This is a genomic window from Nonomuraea sp. NPDC050202, from assembly GCF_040656115.1.
In the GTDB taxonomy this organism is placed as follows: Bacteria; Actinomycetota; Actinomycetes; order Streptosporangiales; family Streptosporangiaceae; genus Nonomuraea.
In genome coordinates this window covers 39,174-58,621 of record NZ_JBFALF010000055.1, presented here as the reverse complement: position 1 = coordinate 58,621, position 19,448 = coordinate 39,174, and the positions used below count along the sequence as shown (strand labels likewise).

The window sequence follows — 19,448 nt, the reverse complement described above, 5'->3', positions numbered from 1 at the left end:
GCCTTTGAAGGATCACGCGATGGCCGTCGCCATTTCACGACGCCACGCCTCTTGACCAGGTCAAACTCGTACACCACTCCCGTGGACGCAACCTCCCGCACAACGCATCACCTTTCTGACGTCTGCTCCGCTAACCGTGACGAGACAGGCAGGTCGTTCTGTGACACGTCAGGCGGGACAGCGAAGAAGGGCCGCGTGGTCGTGCGGTCGCCCACGGTCTGCCGATGTCACAGAACGGCGCTGAGCCGTCCCTTTCCGGGTTCGTGCCGTGGGCGATTGCGCTGGCGGAGACGTCCCGGCACCGGCCGTCAGAGACGTTGGCCCGCGATACAGGCAGATGTACGGGTGAGTCGGCTTCGCGCTCCTCCGCCACCGCATCCTGCTCGGCCAACCACATTCCGTCATCACCGGAAGTGGCCAGAGCCAGTGATCGTACAGACCTGCTTCGGGGCTGGTGGCGCGAACCCGAGCGATGGGCCGCTGAGCTCGACCGCCATGTCACCGAGCTGATCGATCCAGCCCTTGTGGTCGACGTACGGCAACTTCGCGTACGGCAACTTCGCGTACGTCGGCCCGCCGGCCAGAACCCGCTCGGCCGACTCGTCGCAGTCCGCCGTGAGTAGTCGACCAGAACCCATGCAGGTACAGCAGCGACAGCACCTCGCTGATCTGCGGACTCTTACGCGCCCAGGTCGGCAGGATCGCCGAGGAGAACCGCTGCCGCTCCCCTGCCTGCTCGTCGATGCGCTTGTTCATTGACCCTGGGAGCCTTGACCTTGACCTTGACCATGCCGGCCGCGGTGAGGATCTTTCGCGGGGCATGTGAGCCGTTTCGCACCACCAGACGGCGGCCGTTCTCGTCGCGTTCCTCGGCGAAGGCGGCGATGTAGGCGTCCACCTCGGCCTGCAGCGCGGCCTGCAGCGCGGCGGCGAGCATCCGGCGGGCACCCTCGCGGACGATCTGATCGATCAGAAGGAAGAGCCGGCAGCGACGAGGCCGCGGTCTTCATCGGGCAGTTCGGGCACTACGGGCCCGGCATCGCACATTTTCATGGACAGCGTCGAATCTGCCCCTTGCCCGTTCGTCTTCAGGATATGAGCCCTCATGAAGGAGTAGCCATGTCCTCGGCAACCCTGCCGCCAGCACGTGACCTCCCACAGCGACGAGCCGATACCCTTGACCGTCTGAGCAGCGGATTCCGCATGTGGCTGGCCACCGGGAGCGACGGTCACGGGGCACACCTGATCCCAGTCGCCTACGTCTGGAACGGCTCGACCTTGACCACCGCGACCTTCCGCCGCAGTCGCACGGTCTCAAACCTGCGAGCGAGGCCAACGGCGCGGTTGGCGATCGGGGACACCGCCGACGTCGTCCTGATCGATGCCTACACGATTCTGCTCGACGTGCCCAATATCGACGTCGCCTCAGCCGAGGCGTACGCAAAGGTATCGACGGACCCACGCAATGCCCCGGACATGTTCCTGTACCTCCGCCTCGTCCCCAAGCGGATACTCGCGTGGAATTCCCTGGCAGAGTTCAGCGGCCGCACCCTCATGCTCAACGGCTCCTGGCTTGATACCCCCGTTGACTGAGGCTTGGCGGTCGCCCCCGTAGGCCCACCGACATCAGAACGGCCAGCCGCGCGATCACCCTTGCGACCGCGTTCGTGGAGTCCGGGAACAGATCTCAGCCGGAGGTCATTCTTGGTGACTCGCTCCTTGCTGTTCCTCCAAGGGCTGGGGCTGACGTCCGCAGACATCCCGGTGGACGTCGTGCTCTGCCGCACGCTACTGGCCGACCGGCGCGTGCTCATCGTCCTACGCGACGTCGCGCGAGCCCCAGCAGGTACGCGAGCTGCTGAGCGCACTTCCGGGCTGCCAGATCGTCACCAGCCGAGATCGCCTCCGCGAGCTCCTCGCGGTGGACGGTGTCGAGCGCGTCACCCTGGCGCGCTCGACGAGGACGGAAGGCCGATGGGGGGCGTGATGAACCTGCTGATCGGCCGCGCGCATCGCGCTCGCGGTAGCGGGGGGCTCGCCGGTGCCGAGGTTACGGTCCCAGCGCGGATACGCCGCGCTGGCGACCTGCACCCGGATGCGGTGGCCGCGCTGGAACCTGTGGGCGACGGGCGCCAGCTCGACCTCGACCATCCCGTCGATCGGCTGATCGGCGGCGAGGCGGCGCAGCGCGTCGGAGACGTGCGTGATGGTGCCCGAGGGTGCCACGTCGCTGACTCGCACGTACAAGTCGGTGTGCGCCAGGCTGGAGGTCACGTGCAGCTCGGCGGAGGGGATGTCGATGACCTCCAGATCGGCCGGCAACGGCTCGCCGGTGTAGGTCAGGACTCGTCACGCCCGGCCAGGACGCTCTCCCCGGTCTTGCGTGGAATGCCGATCAGGCGTGACATGCCGGTCACGGCCGGGGTTGGGTCGGCGGGGTCGAAGCGATAGCGGTCGGGTGCGGACTGCGCCGGCAGGTCGCCGCCCAGGCCGCCGTTCGGGTGGAGGTACAGGCGCTGCGGCCGTGCCTCGGCGGGCGGGTAGACCGGCAGGTCGCGCCACTCCTCCGCACCCTTGACATAGATCCGCACCGGCGCCGCGCGCAGTCCGCTCTCGTCCTTGAGCAGGTGGGCGCGAAGCCAGGCGAGGCTCTCGCGCACGGCGGCCATCGACAGGTCAGCGTCCCAGTGCTGCCACGGCCCGATGGTCAGGTACGGCTGGCGCCCCGCCTTCCGAAGCTCCTGATAGTCGCGGAGCAGGGCGGGTAGCGCGGCCTCTGCCCGTTTCTTCCCGCCGAGCATGATCGAGGACAGGTAGGCGGCCACCGGCTTCTCCTGGTGGGCGACCATGCTGATCCAGGCGAGGCAGAGCTCGAGCGCCATCGCGCCGCCGGGGTAAAGCAGGTCGTAGGCGTTCGATCCGATCAGTGAGGTGGTGATGGCGCGCAGCTCGGGCCCGGCCTCGGCGGCGATCGCCCATTGGGCGTAGCCGTTGTAGCTCTGCCCGAAGGTGCCCAGCTCACCGGTGAACCACGGCTGCTTGCGCAACCACGCGACGACGGCCAGGCCGTCGTCGTGCTCGGAGACGAACGGGGTGAGCATCCCTCCCGATCCGCAGGTCCCGCGGCCGCTGACGACCACGACGTGGAAGCCCCGCTCGGCGATGAGGCGGTCAGCGCGCCGCCCCTAGTCCTGTCGGTGCAGACCGGGCGGATCAGCACGGTCGGCCGGTCGCCGAGCCCTTGGGGCGCGTAGTGATTGGCCAGCAGCACGACGCCGTCCGGCATCGGAATGGGCAGATCTTGCTCGACAATCACGTCCTTGGTCTCCGCCGGGGCCAGTTTCGCCCTGCGTGCCAGGATCTTGGCGGCGATGCTCATGAACTGATGTTCCTTTCCTGACAATGGCGCAGCCTTCACCGCGAGCCGCGCTGTGGCCCGCGTTCGTCACGCACGGCCTTCCACGCCTTCAGGGCGCGCTCGTCGGCGAACCCGCCCCGGGTGAAGATTTCGATGCCGGCGCGGGAGAAGCGCAGCAACGTCCGCATGTCGTGCACGTCCGTCACGCCCAGCGAGCGTGCCAGATGTTCACCGAACGCCAGCGGCGCCGGCAGCCACGTCACGTACATCGCGGCCCGCGCGGGCGGGTCGTCGCTGGGCTGCACCAGCCCTCGCGCACCCCCTGCTCCAGCCATTGACCGGTGGAGGCGACGAGCTCGTCGAACAGCGCCGCCCCCTCCGGGGTGCTGTCCAGGAACCCCGTCCCAGGTAGCGGCGTACCGCCGTACCAGCCAGGCTGCTGCGCAAGCAGGTGATCATTGGATGCCCGCGGCACGGGCCGGCTTGTTCTGCTCCCGCGCCGTGCTGCGCTCCGGTATGGCCCGGAGTGCCGGGAAGTCTGCTCGGCGACGTCTTTGGCCGCGCGACCGAACGGAGACTCCGCGATGGATGACGGCGTTCTCAGCTTGTCCGGCAGCCCACAGCGCCGGGCGATCTCATGATGCGGCGCCATCCGGCTGTCAGCCCTCTCACCACCGCCCAGAAACAGGCCAGCTCATCGGCAGCGAACGCGCCCCGTCGAGCACGCCTTCGCCGATCTCAAGAACTGGCACATCCTCACCAAGCTGCGCATGGACGCCGCTCACGCCACCATGCTGCTGCGCGCACTGCTGGTGCTGACCCACAGCGAAATCAGCCGGTGACAGACGATCACCCACCATGATCAGGCGTCACCATCTGCCCGAACACCGCCAGACGAACTCAGACAAGGGGGATGACCTGCGATTTCAAGATGGACCCAGCCCAATGATGCGCATCACCCTCGATGCTCGCTCGACGGATGATCGCCGTTTCGAACCACGCTGGAAGGTGACGCGTAACCCAGCAGCGGAAGGAAGACCTCGTCGGCAACCGCGGCCAGGTCGGCATCGGATGGCCAGATCCCGAAGACCACGAAGTCGTCCCGCAGCAGGCTGATCGGCAGGGTGATCACCCGTCGCGGCCAGGGGCCGGGCGGGATCTGACCGCGCTCGGCCGCGCGCTTCAGCACCGTGGACATAGCGTCCGACAGGGTCGAGCCGGCGATGAGGTCCCGCAATCGCTGTGCCAGCCGCGGGTCGTGAACTGTGTCCGCGATCAGCCCAGAGACCGTGTCGCGGCGGGTGTCGCCGAGGTTCGTCTGTGCCTGACGCAAGAGGTCCAGCACATCGTCGCGCAGATCACCGGTGTCGGGGACCGGCACGTTGGCGAACCGGCTCCGCAGCGTGTCCAGCACCAGCTCGGGCAGGCTGCCCCAGCGGCGGTACAACACGGCCTTGCTGGTACCGGCGCGGTTCGCGATACCGCTCATGGTGGACTTCGCGTAACCCAGTTCGGCCAGTTCCTCGCGAGCCGCGTCCAGAATGGCGTCTTCGAGCTCGGCTCCCCGGCGGCGCGACATGGTCTCACCTGCAGACGGAGCCGTCCTCGGCGTGTTCGGCATCACAACTCCCAAGAAACCTTGCGTTCCCTGATCGCCTAGCCTAGCCTGAGCATAAGGAACTCAAGGTTTCTTATTTCGAGAGGTGACATCATGACAAATTCCGTCACTCAGGCTCCGCCGGCATTCCCGATGCCCCGCTCCTGCCCGTTCGGTCCGCCGCCGCAGTACGAGCAAGTCAGACGGGAGGCGCCGATCTCGCGGGTGACCCTGCAAGACGGCAAGCAAGCGTGGCTGATCACCGGGCACGCCTTCGCGCGAAAATTCCTGTCCAGTGACAAGATCAGCTCGAACCGCGCGAACCCAGGTTTTCCGCAGCTGATTCCCGGGGTGGCCTCGGTGCCGCTGAAGGGCACGATCGTCGCCATGGACCCGCCGGAGCATTCCCAGCACCGGCGCATGATCACCAATGAGTTCACCGTCAAGCGAGTCAAGCAGATGCGGCCGGAGATCCAGCGGATCACCGACCGATCCATCGACGAGATGCTGGCCGGACCGCGGCCGGCCGACCTGGTGGATGCCTTGTCGCTGCCGGTGCCGTCACTGGTGATCTGTGAGCTACTGGGAGTGCCCTACGCTGATCGCGGTCAATTCCAGGGCAGAACAAAGATCATTCTCAGTCGCAACGCGACAAGCGAGCAGCGACGTGACACCGCATTGTGGTTGCGCCAATACATCAACGGCCTGGTCGTGGGCAAGGAGACGGAGCCGGGCGAGGATCTGCTGAGCCGGCTGATCGACAAGTACCGCGACATCGACGCCTATGACCGCGAGACCCTGACCGGGATCGGGCTACTGCTACTGGTCGGCGGTCACGAGACCACCGCCAACATGATCTCGCTGAGCGTGGCCTCGCTTCTGGACGATCCGGAACTGCTGGCCGGGTTGCGGGAGCGGCCCGAGCGGACCCCACAGTTGGTCGAAGAGCTGCTGCGCTTTCACTCCGTCGTCGACAACGCCACTTCCCGGGTGGTCGTCGAGGATTTCGAACTGGACGGCGTCACCTTTCGCGCCGGCGACGGCGTCATCGTGGCGGCCGCGGCCGCCAACCACGACCCGGACGTGTTCACGCGGCCGGATCAGATCGACATCGATCGCGGTGCACGGCACCACCTGGCCTTCGGTTTCGGGATCCACCAGTGCCTCGGACAGAACCTGGCCCGGCTGGAACTGGAGGTCGTGCTGAGCACGTTGTTCGCACGGATCCCGGACCTGGCACTGGCGGACCCGGTAGAGCGCCTGCCGTTCAAGAGCGACGCACTCGTCTACGGCATCCACCGGCTGCCGGTGACCTGGTAAGAGACGCCTCCATAAGACTCCGCAAGCAGATGGACGACACCGGCCGGGTTCTTGATCCAGTGGGTTCTGGAATCGAGGTTCTCCAGGGGCTCGACCTCGTCACACGGGTGGATACCGATATCGGCCAGTTTGCTCGCTGCCGCGTCCAGGTCACGGTGTGCAGCTGCAGCCACAGGTCGGGCTGGCTGTAGTTGTCGACACAGAGGTCGAGCCACAGCGTATTGGGACCGAACCGCACCGAATGAGTTCTCGAGACGGTCGGAGCGTAGGAGACGTCGTCCTCTTTGACCTCGAAGCCCAGAGTGTCGCGGTAGAAGGCCACGGTGGCCTCGTACTGTGCCTTGGGGATCTTCATGGCGATGTTCAGGCCGGCGGTGAATTCAGGCTTGCTCATTGTTGCGCGACTCCTTAGCTTGACGTTTAACCCTTCTGTTTTGGTTCTCGGTGAGCGTTTCGGGTCCAGCCCAGGGTCTGTTTCCACATCCGGAACGTGTGCTCAAGATCGAATCTGCGGAGGAATGCCGGCCAGAGCCGGTCCAGGTGGGCTGGGGTGATGGCAACCGCCGAGGTCCACAGCCACACCGGCTTGGGGTCGCGTTCGCCGGGCAACTGCTCGACCTGCAGCCGGATCAGCGTGCCGTCGATGATGGGCAGCGCGCCGTCGTGGTCGAGCCAGGCGGCGCGTCGGGTGAGCCGGTGGTGCAATCGGTCCCAGCAGGAGGCGACGGCGTTGCCGTACCGGCTCGTGGCGGTGGCCGTGGTGTGGGCGGGTTCACCCCAGGTGGTCTCGTCCTTCATCCGGAACACGGCAAGGGGGCGTGGCCTCTCCCGTCGCCGCACGGCCCGAACGGTCTTCACGGCGTAGACCGGTCTGGGAGGTCGTGCCGGGTGTCGCTCTCATCGCGGCCGAGTTCAGGTGAGATCCGGGTGGCCGATGGGCGAACGTTCCCCGTAGCCTTGGAATCAGCCTCGGATCGGCCCCAGACCACCGCCGCCCTCAATTGTTGACAGCGCCCCAAGCGGCAGATCGGCCTCCACTCGGAACCAGGCTCGGCGGGGAGCAGGTCCATCCCCTGCAGGAATGCGCAGAGGCGTGGCTGCGGGTGCGGTATGTCGGCGGTATAGCGGCAGGCCTCTGATGGCGTCGTCAGTTGCCTCACGAAGATCGCCCTTGCTTGGATGGCAACCCATGGCCGAATGATGAGCACGGGGGATCAGGAGAGTTGCGACGTCAATGATGTCCTACCCGCGTGCGCGGCGCTGGAAAGAAGACGGACATCCTTCGCAAGATCCGGCCGACTGAGCACCAAGCGACTCACCGAACTGGCCGGGGGCACTCAATGACGTCCAGCGCATCGCCCCCGCGCCCTGGACTGACCACTCCTGGAGCCACCATCATGGACAAGAACCTGCCTCGCCGTACGCTGCTGGCGAGCATCGGCGGCCTCGCCGCCGCCGGCCTCGCCACCCCCGCCGCAGCGGGTACGGTGCGTTCCGGCAGCGTCACCGTGAACGCCTCGTTGGGCATGGGCGGCTTCCCCAACCCCGCCTGGTACATCAGCCACACGCACGCCAACTGGTATTTCAAGCGCGGCCCGCTCGGCCCCAAGACGATGGACCAGCTCAAGAACGACTTCCACATCAAGTGGGCGCGGGTATTCGCCAGGCCGGACCGCTACTACAACCCCGACACGGGCACCTACGACCTGGCCAAGAACTACCCCTACCTGGACCAGGCCGCCTCCTACAGCAGCCGACTGCATTTGATCATCAGCTCGCCCAGCGTCGCCAAGACCCCGGCGCTGTGGGAGGAGATCGTGCGCACCACGCTGCTGGACCACAAGAAGCGCTATCCGCAGATCGACAGTGTCGTGCCATGGGGCGAGGCCAATCAGGCGTCGTCAGGGGACATGACACCCAGCCAGTTCTACCCCTTCTACCGGGCTGGTTACCGGGCGGTCAACGCGGTGAACGCGCAACTGCAGCCCGCCATCCCGATCATCATGGGAGGACCGGGGATCTCGCGGCCGCGTCCTGAGTGGATGAACCCCTTCTTCGCCCTCTACGCCGCCGACCAGGACAAGGGCAAGCGGCTGGACTTCGTCTGCTACCAGTCTTACGGCCTGCTCGATACACCGATCCAGGCCCAGAGCGAGCGCAGCCGGGTGCAGAGCATGCTGAGCGGTGCTGGTCTCAACCCCGCGACCCCGGTCTGGGTGACCGAGTTCGGCTTGTACGGCGGCGACACCGATGGCGGAACCCACGGCCGTACCCCTGAAGCGGACCTCAAGCACGACCAACTCGTCCAGGCCGCGGGGATCGCCGCGGTCAGCAGGTACTACATCATCGGCAAGATGAACCGCCCGTTCCAATGGGTGGTCCACCACGGCGAGAACCTGCGGAAGGACATGTTCGTCGAGGGCCTGGACGGTGTCCGCCTGCCGTTCGGCCACGTCGTGGTGATGCTGGGCATGCTCAAGCCCAGCCTGGACGGTGAGCGGCTCGACATGCGGATCAGCCCCGGAGCCGCCCAGACCGATGGAATCGGTCTGGCGGCTCTCGCGCACGCCGACTCCAGCCGGGTGGCCGTCATGTACTGGAACTACCAGGCCGAGACGGGTGGTGACGTCTACGACACCACGATCACGGTGGACAATCTGCCCTCAAACCTGTTCTCCGGCAGGCGGGTCAGGATCGAGCGCTGGCTGGTCGACGCCACGCACAACAACTACAACTACAACGGCACCACCACCTTCGCCCGCGAAATGGACACCACAACGGACACGCCGGTGACCAAGGTGGTGCAGCGGGTGCGACTGGCCAAGAACGCGGTCGGCCTCATGCTGCTCACGCCGCGGTGATGACCGGCCTCGGTGACGGGCGCGCGGCCCGACACCGAGGGCACCGGCGCCACCGTGTGGGTGCCGAATATTGTGTCGCCTCAGCAGTGGGGTTCGCCGTAACCCCCAGCACGTGCACCCGCCGGGTGGCGTGCTCTACCGCGGAGAAGCAGTACAGCCGCGCGAGCATGACCGTCTCGGCGCTGAAGAGGTCGCAGGCAAGAATCCCGGACGCCTGGGCTTGAAGAAACTGGGCCCAGGTCGGACCGCTGCGCCGGGGCGCTGGATCGAAGCCTGCCCTCTTCGAGATCGCCCACACGGTGGCTGGAGACACCTTCCGACCAAGGCCGGCGATCTGCCCGGCGATGCGCCGATATCCCCAGCCCGGGTTTTCGGTGGCCAGGCGCAGCACCAGAACACCAGGATCTCTGCGTCCTTGGACGCCTGTGATCGGGCGAGCAACGCGATCCAGCCGAACACCCGTAAGACGATCAAGTACAACAGCCGCAGAGCCATCCTGCGATCCTGCCGGAGCCGAGCCATCGAGCACAGCAAAACCCCAGATCAGCGCCTGTGACGCAACATTCGGCACCCACAGGCATCCGTACCGTCAGCGTGCTGGTGGGGTGGAGTCCGAGAGTCAGCCGGTCTGATCACCGGATCGGACCGATCGGCGTTCCCAGGCCAGGGCCGCGACCAAACCGATGGCATAGGCGACCAGGTCCCATGGGTCGGGGAACGCGCCGACCAGGACACCGCCGATGCCCGGCGGGGTCATGCCGACTATTTGGTAGAACTCGACGGCGGCGGCGATCGCGGCCGTGGCCAGGGCGCGGCGTGCGGCGGTGGTGCGCCACAACAGGCCCAAGAACGCGTAGACCAGCATGGTGGCGCCGACGTCGCTCACGTAACCGCGGACGAACGGTTGTCCCGGGCCCTGGTAGAGGAGGGTGAACGCGCCGACGGCGAGGGCGACGCCACCCAGAAGGACCATGGCACGGCGCATGAGATTGACATCTTCTCCGAATCTCAACGATGAGGACGAACCTGATCATAGAAGTCGTCCCTCATGGCGGCATGCTGATTGCGTCAGGTCAGCGACCGCGGTGGAGTGCCACGGCGACGGGAGCCGGTGCGCCAGTACCTGACCCGACGCTTCGTCAAGGGCTGAACCCCGAGCCGGCCCGATGGGCGATCAGTTCGCCGGTGCTGCGGCTGATCGAGACCCATCAGCACGCCACCCCCCTCTCCAAGCCGCCGGCCGCTGCCGTGATCGCCTACGACGGCGCGCCCACCGGGGCGCCGGGAATTTAAGCAACTGCGGTTGACTATCGCCGGTTTAGTCAACTACGGTTGCTTACATGCCGGCAGAAGACGTACCCGTACCCCAGGACCCCGCCGACGCGCTCGCGGCGGTCGCCGCGCTGCGGCGCCTGGCCGACCAGCTCGAGGACGCCGCCGTGGAGCAGGCCATGCGCGCCGGGTGGAGCTGGCCGGAGGTGGCCGAGGCGCTCGGCGTCACCCGCCAGGCGGTCCACAAGAAGCACGGCAAGCGGCTCATCGCCGCCGGCGTGACGCTGAGGAGACGACAGTGAGCACGATCGACCACTACATCAACGACATCATCGTGCGGGGGGCGGCCGAGGCGCGGGAGGAAGGCTCCGCCGCCACCGAGGCCCACCACCTCCTGCTGGCCATCGCCGCCGTCGAGGGCACCGCCGCGCACCGCGTGCTGACCACGGCGGGGCTCGGGCGGCAGGCGATCAGGGATGCGCTGGACCGGGAGTTCGAGCACAGCCTCGACGCGGTCGGGGTGTCCCTGGCCTCCTACGACCTCCCGAAGCCCTTCCGCGACCCCAAGGACGATCCGAAGCCCGGCGCTTCCGCCCGGCTCGCGCTCGAACGCGGCTTCGCCGTCGCCAAGGGCAAGAAGGACCTGCGTCCCGCCCATCTGCTGCTCGGCGTCCTGAGCGCCGACATCGGCACCGTTCCCCGCGCGCTCGCCCTGGCCGGCGTCGACCGGGCCGGCCTGATGGATCGCGTCGAGGAGACGCTCACGCGCGAAAGCTGGTAACCAGCACCCCCCAGCCCCCACGCTCCGGCCCCGGTTCGGGCCGCGATGCGCCATGCCCTCGCGCCGGGCTTCGCCGGCATGCGCTCCGGCACGAGGTCATCCGATCACGAAGAGAGGTCATATCATGACGAAGAGCAACGACATCGTGCTCGACGCCGACGGGCTGCGCATGCGCTACGGCTCGCTCGACGTCCTGCACGACGTCACGTTCCAGGCCCGCCACGGCGAGGTTCTGGCTTTGCTGGGGCCGAACGGCGCGGGCAAGACCACCACGATCGAGATCCTGGAGGGCTTCCGCATCCGGTCGCAGGGCCGGGTCTCGGTGCTCGGCGCCGATCCCGCGCACGGCGACGAGCTGTGGCGGGCCAGGCTCGGGATCGTGCTGCAGTCCTGGCGCGACCACGGCAAATGGCGGGTACGCGAATTCCTCGCCCACCTCGGCACCTACTACGCCCCCTACGCCGCCCCCGGGATCCCGCGGCCCTGGGACCCCGACGAGCTGATCGAGCGGGTTGGCCTGACCGAGCACGCCGGCAAGAAGCTCAAGACGCTGTCGGGCGGCCAGCGGCGCAGGCTCGACGTGGCGATCGGGCTCGTGGGGCGCCCGGAGGTGTTGTTCCTCGACGAGCCGACCACCGGTTTCGACCCGCAGGCCAGGTCCGACTTCCACGATCTCGTACGCGACCTGGCCGACGCCCGCCAGACCACCATCCTGCTCACCACCCACGACCTGGACGAGGCCGAGAAGCTGGCCGACCGCATCCTCGTGCTGAACGGCGGCCGGATCGTCGCCGACGGCACCGCCGCCGAGCTGGCACGGCGGATCGCAGGCGAGGACGAGGTGCGCTGGGTGCGCGACGGGCGGCGGTACGTCGGCAGGACGCCCGACTCGACCGCGTTCGCCCGCGAGCTGTTCGCCCGCTACGGCGACGACGTCCAGGAGCTGGAGGTCCACCGGGCCTCGCTGGAGCAGACGTACCTGGCGCTGGTGCGCGAGGCCGAGGGAGTGGCCCGATGAACGCGACCGTACTGCGCGCGGGCTGGTCCCGGGGCCTGATCGAGCTGCGGCAGTCGTTCACCAACGGTGCCGAGCTGTTCTCCCACTTCCTGTGGCCCGCGCTGATGGTGGCCACGCTGTTCTTCATCCGGGACCTGCCGGTCGGCGCCCTCCTTCTCGGCGCCCTGGCCTTACCCGGCATCCTCGGCATGAACGCCGCGACCGGCCTGATCAGCATGAGCCAGCAGCTCACCGCCGACCGCGAGGACGGCACGCTGTTGCGTGCAAAGGCGACCCCGCACGGCATGCCCGCCTACCTGATCGGCAAGGTGATCTCGGTGTCCGGCGGCCTGCTGGCCGACCTGGTGATCTTCCTCGTGCCCGCCGTGCTCCTCGTCGAAGGCCTGCGGATCGGCCCGGACTCCTGGCCGGCCCTGGCCTGGGTGCTGGCGCTCGGCCTGGTCGCGACCCTGCCGATCGGCGCGGTCCTGGGCTCGGTGTTCACCACCGCCCGCGCCCAGGGGCTGGTCCAGCTGCCGTTCCTCGCCTTGATCGGGATCTCCGGCATCTTCTACCCGATCACCGCACTGCCCGAGTGGCTGCAGTGGATCGCCCAGATCTTCCCGATCTACTGGATGGGGCTCGGCATGCGCTCAGCCCTGCTGCCGGACTCGGCGGTCGCCGTCGAGATCGGCGAGTCCTGGCGACACCTGGAGACCGCCGGAGTGCTGGGCGCCTGGGCGGTGCTCAGCCTGCTCGTGGCGCCGGTCGTGCTGCGGCGGATGGCACGCGGGGAGTCCGGCTCGACGGTGGCGGCACGCCGTGAGCGTGCCCTGCAGCGGGTCGGGTGAAGGCCGTGACCGTCACGACGGTGACCGGCCGATCCCTGGCGCCGGACCTGGCCCGGGGCGTGATGCTGCTGGCGATCGCGGTGGCGCACGCGCCGGTGTTCGCCACCGGCACGGCCTTCGGGGTACTCGACGGCGTGGCCGCGTTCCTTGACCATCTGCTCGCCCACAACCAGGCCCGGCCGATGTTCGTGTTGATGTTCGGCTACGCGCTGGGCCAGTTCGCGTACCGGCATCAGGTGCGGGGCGGGGACTGGGGCTCGCTCAGGAAGCTCTTGCGGCGCCGGAGCCGATGGCTGATCGTCATCGGCTTCGTGCACGGAGTGCTCGTGCCGCTGGACATCATCGCGGTGTACGGGCTGACGTTGCTGATGCTCGTCCCGCTGGTGCGGGCCCGGGAATCGGTGTTGTGCTGGACGGCCGCCCTGGCCCTTCTCCCGGCGGTGCTCGTGACCTCCGGGCCGGTCCTGCTGGCCTTGGCGGGCGCCGTCGACGTCGCGGGGGCCGGGATCATGCCGGCCGACCTCGGTTCCCACCTGCTGTCCGGCCTCCAGATGTGGCCGGTGAAGACGGTCCTGGGCACGATCGACATCGTGCCGGGCATGATGCTGGGCATCTGGGCGGCTCGCCACCGCGTCCTGGACGAGCCCGAGCGGCACCTGATCCTGCTGCGCCGCGTCACCGTGATCTGCCTCGGCGTCGCGCTCGCCGGCCGGCTCCCGGGAGCCCTGCTGCTGTCCGGCGCGTGGACGCCCCCCGCGCCTTGGGCGGCCGTCCTCGCGCACACCCTCACCGGCTATGCCGGCGGCATCGGCCTGGCCGCCCTGATGGGGCTCATCGCGACACGGTCTCGCCTCGGCCCTCTCACCGCCGCACTCGCCGCCCTCGGCCGGCGCTCGCTGACCTTCTACCTGTTCCAGTCAGCGGTGTTCCTCGCCCTGTTCTACCCGTTCACGCTGGGCCTGTCCGACGACGTGGGCTTCGCCGCCGCCTTCGGAATCGCCCTCGCGGTCGGCGCCGTCTCGATCGTCCTCGCAAACTGGCTGCATCGCACAGGTCACCGAGGCCCGATGGAGGTCCTCCTACGGCGCCTGACCTACGGCCGCCGCAACACAACGGCCTAGTCGAAGAGCTGTTTCTTGGACCTGCCGGCGTCCGGCGAGGTTGGGGCGCGCCGGCGCGGCTTCCGGCCGGAGCCTGTGCGTCGGTGAGGCCTCCCCCTCGGGTCCGCGCGACCAGCCCCGAAGTAGCTTTCTGTAATCAGACTCTATGGATGGTGATTCCGGGAAACCTGGCGCGGCCTCGGGGGCTCAGATTTGGCGCGGGATCCGGTAGCAACGGGGGTTCACGCAGGCCGGAGAATCGCTGTTGCTCACCATGTCGAACCCGGCTCGCGCCCGGCTCTGTGCGGGTTCACACCGCGCCGTTGATCACCGTCGTCCGCCGAACTCCCAGTCGTGTACTTCGATATCGGCATGGCGGTCCGGGGCCAGGATGGTGCGGGCCGTATCCCGATCCGTCGCCCGGATCAAGGCTGCGGTGCCCAGCCAGGTGGCGCCGTCGTCGGACAGCAGCGGCCCGTAAGCGATCAAGTCGTCCCGCCGGTCGGGCGGTGGGACGAGGCCGGCGGCCGGACCCGCGCCAAGGCCCAGAACCAGATAGCGGTTGCCGCCCTCGCGGCCACCAGGGAAGTCCCACATGGTGCGGCCCAGCACGTTGCGCCAGCGGCGCAGCATCACGTCCCGGTACACGCCGGCCTGGAAGTTGGGCTCGTCGAAGGCGAACGCCCGCGCGGCGGCCGGGCCCGGCAGGTCGACGATGTGCACACTACCGGTGGCCGTGTCGCCGTCGAGGGTGGGGCCGCGGGCGATCAGCCGACCATCGTAGCGGTCCATGTAGGACCAGTGCTCCTCGGCGAGCTTCTCGCGCAGCGCTGCGGAGCCGGGCCGGTCACGGTGGTAACAGAAGAATTCCATGTCGAGCCTGTCTATCACGGTTTGCGGCAGGGGCGGGCGCGTCGGGGGCAGGGGCGTCGGCAGGGCGGAGCGTGGACGCGATTTCGGTCGTGCCGATGAGTTTTGTGCGGATCCGTGGTCGACACGGCTGGACACACCGACAGCGGTGGGCCTGTGCTGGGGAACACGTCCCCGCGCGGGAGGAAGCACATGGAGGCAGTGATGAGCATCGACGACTCCAACCAGGATCACACCATCCGGACTGGCGAGCAGGGGACGCGGGTGAGCGGTCCCAGGGTGTTGGTGGCGGGGGCGAGCATCGCGGGACCCGCGCTGGCCCACTGGCTGCGCCGGCGAGGGGCCGAGGTGACCGTGGTGGAGCGGGCTCCCGAGCTGCGTCCCGGCGGGCAGGCGGTGGACGCGCGCGGAGTCGCCAAGGAGGTCATCCGGCGCATGGGGCTGGACGCGGCGGTGCGCGCGGCGTGCACCGACACCGCCGGCGCGCACACCGTGGACGCGGACGGGAACGTGCTGGAGACCTTCCGTGCCGACGACCACGGGGGCGACGGGTTCATCGCGGACATCGAGATTCTGCGCGGGGACCTGTCCCAGGTGCTCTACGACGACACCCGGGACGGTGTCGAGTACGTCTTCGGTGACCGGATCGCCGAGCTCAGCCAGGACGCGGACGGGGTTGACGTGGTCTTCGCCGGTGGCGACCGGCGGCGCTTCGACCTGGTGATCGGGGCCGACGGGCTGCACTCGCAGTTGCGAGCGATGGTCTTCGGGCCGCGCGAGCACTTCATCCGCCATCTCGGGCTCGTGCTGGCCTTCTACAGCGTGCCCAACGAGTTCGGCGTGGACCGCTGGATGATCGACCATCAGGAGGCCGGACGGTCCGCCGGCCTGCGGCCCATCCCGGACACCACCCGGGCGATGGCCATGCTCTCCTTCCCCGCCGTCGACTTCGACGTCGATCACCGCGACGTCGCGGCGCAGAAGCGCCTGCTGCGCGAGCGGATGGACGGTTTCGGCTGGTTGACCCAGCGCATCCTCGCGCACGTGGACGACACCCCGGACTTCTATCTGGACCAGGTCGCTCAGGTGGTGATGGACCGCTGGTCGAGCGGACGGGTGGGGCTGCTCGGGGACGCGGCGTTCAGCGCGTCGCCGATGTCCGGGGCGGGCACCGGGCTGGCCCTGGTCGGCGCCTACCTGCTGGCCGGAGAGCTGGCCGCCGCCGGGTGGGACCCGGAGGCCGGGTTCGCCGGCTACGAGGCTCGGATGCGCTCGTTCGTGGAGGCCAACCAGGAGATCGGCCGGTTGCACGTACACAGCCTCGAGGTCCCGGGGCCGGACGCCGAGCCGAGCCCCGATTTCGCCGGCGAATGGTTCATCGAACTGGTCGAGCGTGCGATCAACGGCGTCGAGCTGCCCGACTACGCGGGGGTGCCGGACTCCGGGGCGTCGGCCGGACTACCGATGATCTCGTCGGCCAAGCCGTAGGTGTCACATGACGTGTCGAGAGGGACCACGCTACGGGCTGATCCTGGTCGACCCGGCCACCGGAGAGATACGCCGGCGTGACGGCGGCCTGTTCGCCCGCCGAGTGGCGGGAGCGCATCCCGGAAAGTCCCATCAAGGGCCCTGTCGTGACGGTTAGCCGATCTTGCGGAGCACCACGCCGAAGAGGCGGTCCGCGGTCAGGTACCCGGTGTGGCGGGAATCGTGGGAGCGAGCCGGATTGTCGCCCAGGACGACGAGGCATCCGGCCGGCACCCGATCATCCTGAAGTGCGGGGACTGTGGCACGTGGTGCCGGATCCCCCGGTACGGCGGCGACCCGCTTGATGATCCAGTACGTGCCCGGCCGGTCATGGGCGATGTCCCTGAGCACGACGACCTGCCCGGCACCTACTTCGTCGATGGGCGTCCGCCGCACCAGCACCCGCTCACCCGGCCGGTACGCGGGCAGCATGCTCTCCCCTCGCACGGTCACCACGAGATACCGCCGGCGCACCCACCACATCGCGAGCGCCCCGGCAAGAGCGAGCCCCACCAGCGCCATCACCGCGCCGCCTCCGTCAGGTCGTCCCGGTAACCGGTGGCCTGCCGGGTGAACAACCGTGCGTACGTGCCCCCGTCGGCCAGCAACCGGTCGTGGGTGCCCTCCTCGGCGACGACGCCGCCGTCGAGCACCACGATCCGGTCGGCGGTGCGTACCGCGCCGAGCCGGTGGGAGATCACCACACTCGTACGCCCGGACCGCAGCGACGCGAGCCGCCGGTGCACCTCGTACTCGGCCTCCGGGTCCAGCCCCGCACTGGGCTCATCGAAGATCATCAGGTCGCGGTCGTGACGCAGGAACGCCCTGGCGAGGGCCAGCCGCTGCCACTGCCCGCCGGACAGCAGCACACCGTCACCCTCCTCCGGGGAGAACGCCCGGCTCAGCAGCGTGCCATAGCCGTGCGGAAAACCGGCAACGGCGTCGTGGACGTCCGCGTCCCGCGCCGCCCGCTCGATCCTGGCCTGGTCCCCGGCGGCGGACAGGTCACCGATGGTGATGTTGTCGGCGGCGGTCAGCTCGTACGACACGAAGTCCTGGAAGACGGCGCCGATCCGGGCGCGCAGCTTCTCCGGCGGCACGTCGCGCAGGTCGACGCCGTCCCACGTGATCGCGCCCCTGGTCGGGTCGTAGAACCGGCACAATAGCTTGACCAGCGTGCTCTTGCCTGCGCCGTTGTGCCCGATCAGCGCGACCGTCTCCCCGTGCGGGACGAGCAGGTCCACGCCGCGCAGGATCCACGGATGGTGCTCGCTGTAGCGGAACCACACGTCGCGCAGCTCGATGCCCCGGCTCAGGGGCGGCAGCGCGCGAGGACGGGCGGGCGCCGGCAGGTCGGGGGCGTCGGTCACGATCGCGACGTGGTGGCGGAAGGTCAGCAGATGCTCGTACGCCATCACCCCCGCACCCACCATGCCGCTCAGCGCCGCCTGCACCCCGGCCACGGCGGCCACGAACATCGCCACGTCGCCCACGCTGAGCCGCCCCTGCCCGGCCGCGAGGATCCCCCACACCAGCCCGGCCCCGGACACGATCGCCGACGCGCCCGACAGGCTCGCGTGGATGACGAACTCGCGCCGGTCCAGCCGGCGGCGGGCGGCGTTCGCGGTACGCAGTTCGCCCAGCATCCGCGACCGCAGGAAGGCACCGAGGTCGAACAGGCGGATCTCCTTGGCGGCCGGCGCCGTGGACATCAGCTCGGCGTAGAACAGCTCGCGGCGCTCGGCCGGGCCGATCCGCCACAACATGGCGTTGCGCTGCCGCGACATCCGTACCTCGATGAGCAACGCGGGCACCGCCGACAGCACCACCAGGACGGTGAAGGCCGTGTTGATCAGCGCCAGGGACCCGACGAAGCCGGCGGCGGTCACGGCACCGCGAGCGGCCGCCAGCGCGGAGTCCACGAGCCGTCCCGGATGGCTCGCGCTCTGCTGGGCCAGCCGCAGCCGGTCGAGGAACTCCGGGCTCTCGAACCTGGCCAGCCCCGGGAGCCGGCACACCGCGGCGAACAACTCGTCCTTCGCGCGCAGCGCCGTCCTGCGGTCCACCTCAGCGCGCAGGTAGTCCCCTGCGTGCGTTGTCGCTGCGGCGGCCGTGGTCACGACGGCGACGGTGACCGCCAGGGCGAGGAGCGTACCGGTCTGCCGGCCCGCCACCCCGTCCAGCACCGCCTTGGTCAGCCAGGCCACGGCGATCGGTGTGGCGGAGGCCACCAGCGTGACCGCGAGGTAGCCGGCGACGTGCCCAGGCGCCGACCGCCACACAAGCGCGGCGGCGAGCGTCCAGTCGCGCCCCGATCCGGTCGCGCCGTCGCCGGCCGGTTCCGTCACGCCGGTGCCCCGGCCGGCAGGCGCGAGATCTCCGGCCCCACCGCCAGGAGCCTGCCACCGGCCGCCACTTGCAGGAACGTCGGATACGCCGGCACCCCGAACGCCCTGCTCACCGCACCGTCCACGACCACCTGCGCCACGGGCAGCAGCATGCCGAGCATCTCCCCGGGCTCGCCCGCCCGGTCGTCGAGCACCGCCACCACCCGGGCCCGGTCCTGCCCCGCGGCCCACGCGGCGAACGCGGGCAGCTTGTCGTGACAGCCCTGGCAGTCGGGCGACAGGAAGGCGATGACCGTCCCGTCCGGCAGCAGGTCCCGGGCCAGCCGGGTGCCGTCCGTGGTCGTCGCCTCGAACTCGCCGACGACGTCGCCCACGGCCAGCCGCCCGCCCGCGCCAGGTGGGCCGCCCATCAGATCGACGGCCTCGTACAGGGCGTCGATCAGCTTGGTGTGCTCCTTGAGCCGCCGGACCACGCCGAGCGTCAGCACCAGGTCCACCGCGCACAAGACACCGACGAAGGCCACGACGGCGATCAGATAGGACATATGACACCTCCGTGTGGGAGT

General features: G+C 68.9%; 21 protein-coding genes and 1 pseudogene. 9 read left to right on the top strand and 13 right to left on the bottom strand.

From position 1 onward, the window contains the following. Positions 1–404 precede the first annotated feature (404 nt). Together AB0I79_RS58410 and AB0I79_RS58405 are read right to left on the bottom strand one after the other, a co-directional pair. A complete protein-coding gene (locus AB0I79_RS58410) occupies positions 405–638 on the bottom strand; it encodes a hypothetical protein (protein WP_357893854.1) in 234 nt (77 codons plus the stop codon). Then, a pseudogene (locus AB0I79_RS58405) lies at positions 634–973 on the bottom strand (transposase); the annotation flags it as partial. The pseudogene AB0I79_RS58405 and the gene AB0I79_RS58410, both read right to left, overlap by 5 nt. Before the next feature lie 146 nt (positions 974–1,119). On the opposite strand from AB0I79_RS58405, the gene AB0I79_RS58400 reads away from it, so the two are divergent. Continuing rightward, complete coding sequence (locus AB0I79_RS58400) at positions 1,120–1,593, top strand: pyridoxamine 5'-phosphate oxidase family protein (protein WP_357893846.1); 474 nt, start codon at positions 1,120–1,122, stop codon at positions 1,591–1,593. A gap of 225 nt (positions 1,594–1,818) precedes the next feature. On the opposite strand, the gene AB0I79_RS58395 is transcribed toward AB0I79_RS58400, so the two are convergent. The 5 genes from AB0I79_RS58395 to AB0I79_RS58375 all read right to left on the bottom strand — a co-directional run bounded on the left by AB0I79_RS58395 (position 1,819) and on the right by AB0I79_RS58375 (position 4,937). Next, positions 1,819–2,322 carry a CocE/NonD family hydrolase C-terminal non-catalytic domain-containing protein gene (locus AB0I79_RS58395; protein WP_357893844.1) on the bottom strand — a complete coding sequence of 168 codons (504 nt, stop codon included), beginning with the start codon at positions 2,320–2,322 and terminating at the stop codon, positions 1,819–1,821. Positions 2,323–2,339: 17 nt separating this feature from the next. Further along, positions 2,340–3,164 carry a CocE/NonD family hydrolase gene (locus tag AB0I79_RS58390; RefSeq protein ID WP_357893852.1) on the bottom strand — a complete coding sequence of 275 codons (825 nt, stop codon included), beginning with the start codon at positions 3,162–3,164 and terminating at the stop codon, positions 2,340–2,342. Between the two features lie 250 nt (positions 3,165–3,414). Then, complete coding sequence (locus tag AB0I79_RS58385) at positions 3,415–3,663, bottom strand: hypothetical protein (RefSeq protein ID WP_357893842.1); 249 nt, start codon at positions 3,661–3,663, stop codon at positions 3,415–3,417. Positions 3,664–4,026: 363 nt separating this feature from the next. Continuing rightward, on the bottom strand, positions 4,027–4,218 hold the full coding sequence (locus AB0I79_RS58380; protein ID WP_357893840.1) for a hypothetical protein: 192 nt from the start codon (positions 4,216–4,218) through the stop codon (positions 4,027–4,029). A 95-nt stretch (positions 4,219–4,313) separates the two neighbouring features. Continuing rightward, positions 4,314–4,937, bottom strand: a complete 624-nt coding sequence (locus AB0I79_RS58375) for a TetR/AcrR family transcriptional regulator (protein ID WP_357893838.1) — start codon at positions 4,935–4,937, stop codon at positions 4,314–4,316. 132 nt (positions 4,938–5,069) lie between these two features. Between AB0I79_RS58375 and AB0I79_RS58370 the strand changes: the two genes are divergently transcribed. Further along, positions 5,070–6,275 (top strand): cytochrome P450, encoded by a 1,206-nt coding sequence (locus AB0I79_RS58370; RefSeq protein ID WP_357893836.1) that lies wholly within the window; start codon positions 5,070–5,072, stop codon positions 6,273–6,275. A 420-nt stretch (positions 6,276–6,695) separates the two neighbouring features. On the opposite strand, the gene AB0I79_RS58365 is transcribed toward AB0I79_RS58370, so the two are convergent. Further along, entirely contained in the window at positions 6,696–7,073 is a 378-nt protein-coding gene (locus tag AB0I79_RS58365) for a hypothetical protein (RefSeq protein ID WP_357893834.1), read from the bottom strand. Between the two features lie 599 nt (positions 7,074–7,672). Between AB0I79_RS58365 and AB0I79_RS58360 the strand changes: the two genes are divergently transcribed. Continuing rightward, positions 7,673–9,136, top strand: coding sequence for a glycosyl hydrolase (locus AB0I79_RS58360; RefSeq protein ID WP_357893832.1), 1,464 nt, complete (start codon positions 7,673–7,675; stop codon positions 9,134–9,136). 619 nt (positions 9,137–9,755) lie between these two features. On the opposite strand, the gene AB0I79_RS58355 is transcribed toward AB0I79_RS58360, so the two are convergent. Then, positions 9,756–10,109: a DUF2809 domain-containing protein gene (locus AB0I79_RS58355; RefSeq protein ID WP_357893830.1), complete on the bottom strand. Its 354-nt coding sequence runs from the start codon at positions 10,107–10,109 to the stop codon at positions 9,756–9,758. A 367-nt stretch (positions 10,110–10,476) separates the two neighbouring features. On the opposite strand from AB0I79_RS58355, the gene AB0I79_RS58350 reads away from it, so the two are divergent. The 5 genes from AB0I79_RS58350 to AB0I79_RS58330 all read left to right on the top strand — a co-directional run bounded on the left by AB0I79_RS58350 (position 10,477) and on the right by AB0I79_RS58330 (position 14,158). Then, positions 10,477–10,710, top strand: a complete 234-nt coding sequence (locus AB0I79_RS58350; RefSeq protein ID WP_357893828.1) for a hypothetical protein — start codon at positions 10,477–10,479, stop codon at positions 10,708–10,710. Next, entirely contained in the window at positions 10,707–11,189 is a 483-nt protein-coding gene (locus AB0I79_RS58345; RefSeq protein ID WP_357893826.1) for a Clp protease N-terminal domain-containing protein, read from the top strand. Before AB0I79_RS58350 ends, AB0I79_RS58345 begins: the two co-directional genes overlap by 4 nt. A 124-nt stretch (positions 11,190–11,313) precedes the next feature. Then, positions 11,314–12,207, top strand: coding sequence for an ABC transporter ATP-binding protein (locus AB0I79_RS58340; RefSeq protein ID WP_357893824.1), 894 nt, complete (start codon positions 11,314–11,316; stop codon positions 12,205–12,207). Continuing rightward, positions 12,204–13,037: an ABC transporter permease gene (locus tag AB0I79_RS58335; RefSeq protein WP_357893822.1), complete on the top strand. Its 834-nt coding sequence runs from the start codon at positions 12,204–12,206 to the stop codon at positions 13,035–13,037. Before AB0I79_RS58340 ends, AB0I79_RS58335 begins: the two co-directional genes overlap by 4 nt. Positions 13,038–13,042: 5 nt before the next feature. Beyond that, positions 13,043–14,158: a DUF418 domain-containing protein gene (locus AB0I79_RS58330; RefSeq protein WP_357893820.1), complete on the top strand. Its 1,116-nt coding sequence runs from the start codon at positions 13,043–13,045 to the stop codon at positions 14,156–14,158. A gap of 306 nt (positions 14,159–14,464) precedes the next feature. On the opposite strand, the gene AB0I79_RS58325 is transcribed toward AB0I79_RS58330, so the two are convergent. Beyond that, positions 14,465–15,010 (bottom strand): YciI family protein, encoded by a 546-nt coding sequence (locus tag AB0I79_RS58325; RefSeq protein WP_357893818.1) that lies wholly within the window; start codon positions 15,008–15,010, stop codon positions 14,465–14,467. 201 nt (positions 15,011–15,211) lie between these two features. On the opposite strand from AB0I79_RS58325, the gene AB0I79_RS58320 reads away from it, so the two are divergent. Next, complete coding sequence (locus AB0I79_RS58320; protein ID WP_357893816.1) at positions 15,212–16,495, top strand: FAD-dependent monooxygenase; 1,284 nt, start codon at positions 15,212–15,214, stop codon at positions 16,493–16,495. 153 nt (positions 16,496–16,648) lie between these two features. On the opposite strand, the gene AB0I79_RS58315 is transcribed toward AB0I79_RS58320, so the two are convergent. From AB0I79_RS58315 to AB0I79_RS58305, 3 genes are read right to left on the bottom strand one after another with little or no spacing between them, the layout of a single operon-like run. Further along, the gene (locus AB0I79_RS58315) at positions 16,649–17,056 is read right to left on the bottom strand and encodes a S26 family signal peptidase (protein WP_357893850.1); all 408 of its coding nucleotides are present in this window, start codon (positions 17,054–17,056) and stop codon (positions 16,649–16,651) included. Beyond that, positions 17,056–18,882, bottom strand: a complete 1,827-nt coding sequence (locus tag AB0I79_RS58310; protein ID WP_357893814.1) for an ABC transporter ATP-binding protein — start codon at positions 18,880–18,882, stop codon at positions 17,056–17,058. Before AB0I79_RS58310 ends, AB0I79_RS58315 begins: the two co-directional genes overlap by 1 nt. Then, positions 18,879–19,427, bottom strand: coding sequence for a hypothetical protein (locus AB0I79_RS58305; protein WP_357893812.1), 549 nt, complete (start codon positions 19,425–19,427; stop codon positions 18,879–18,881). The genes AB0I79_RS58310 and AB0I79_RS58305 overlap by 4 nt, the downstream gene beginning before the upstream one ends. Positions 19,428–19,448: the final 21 nt, after the last annotated feature.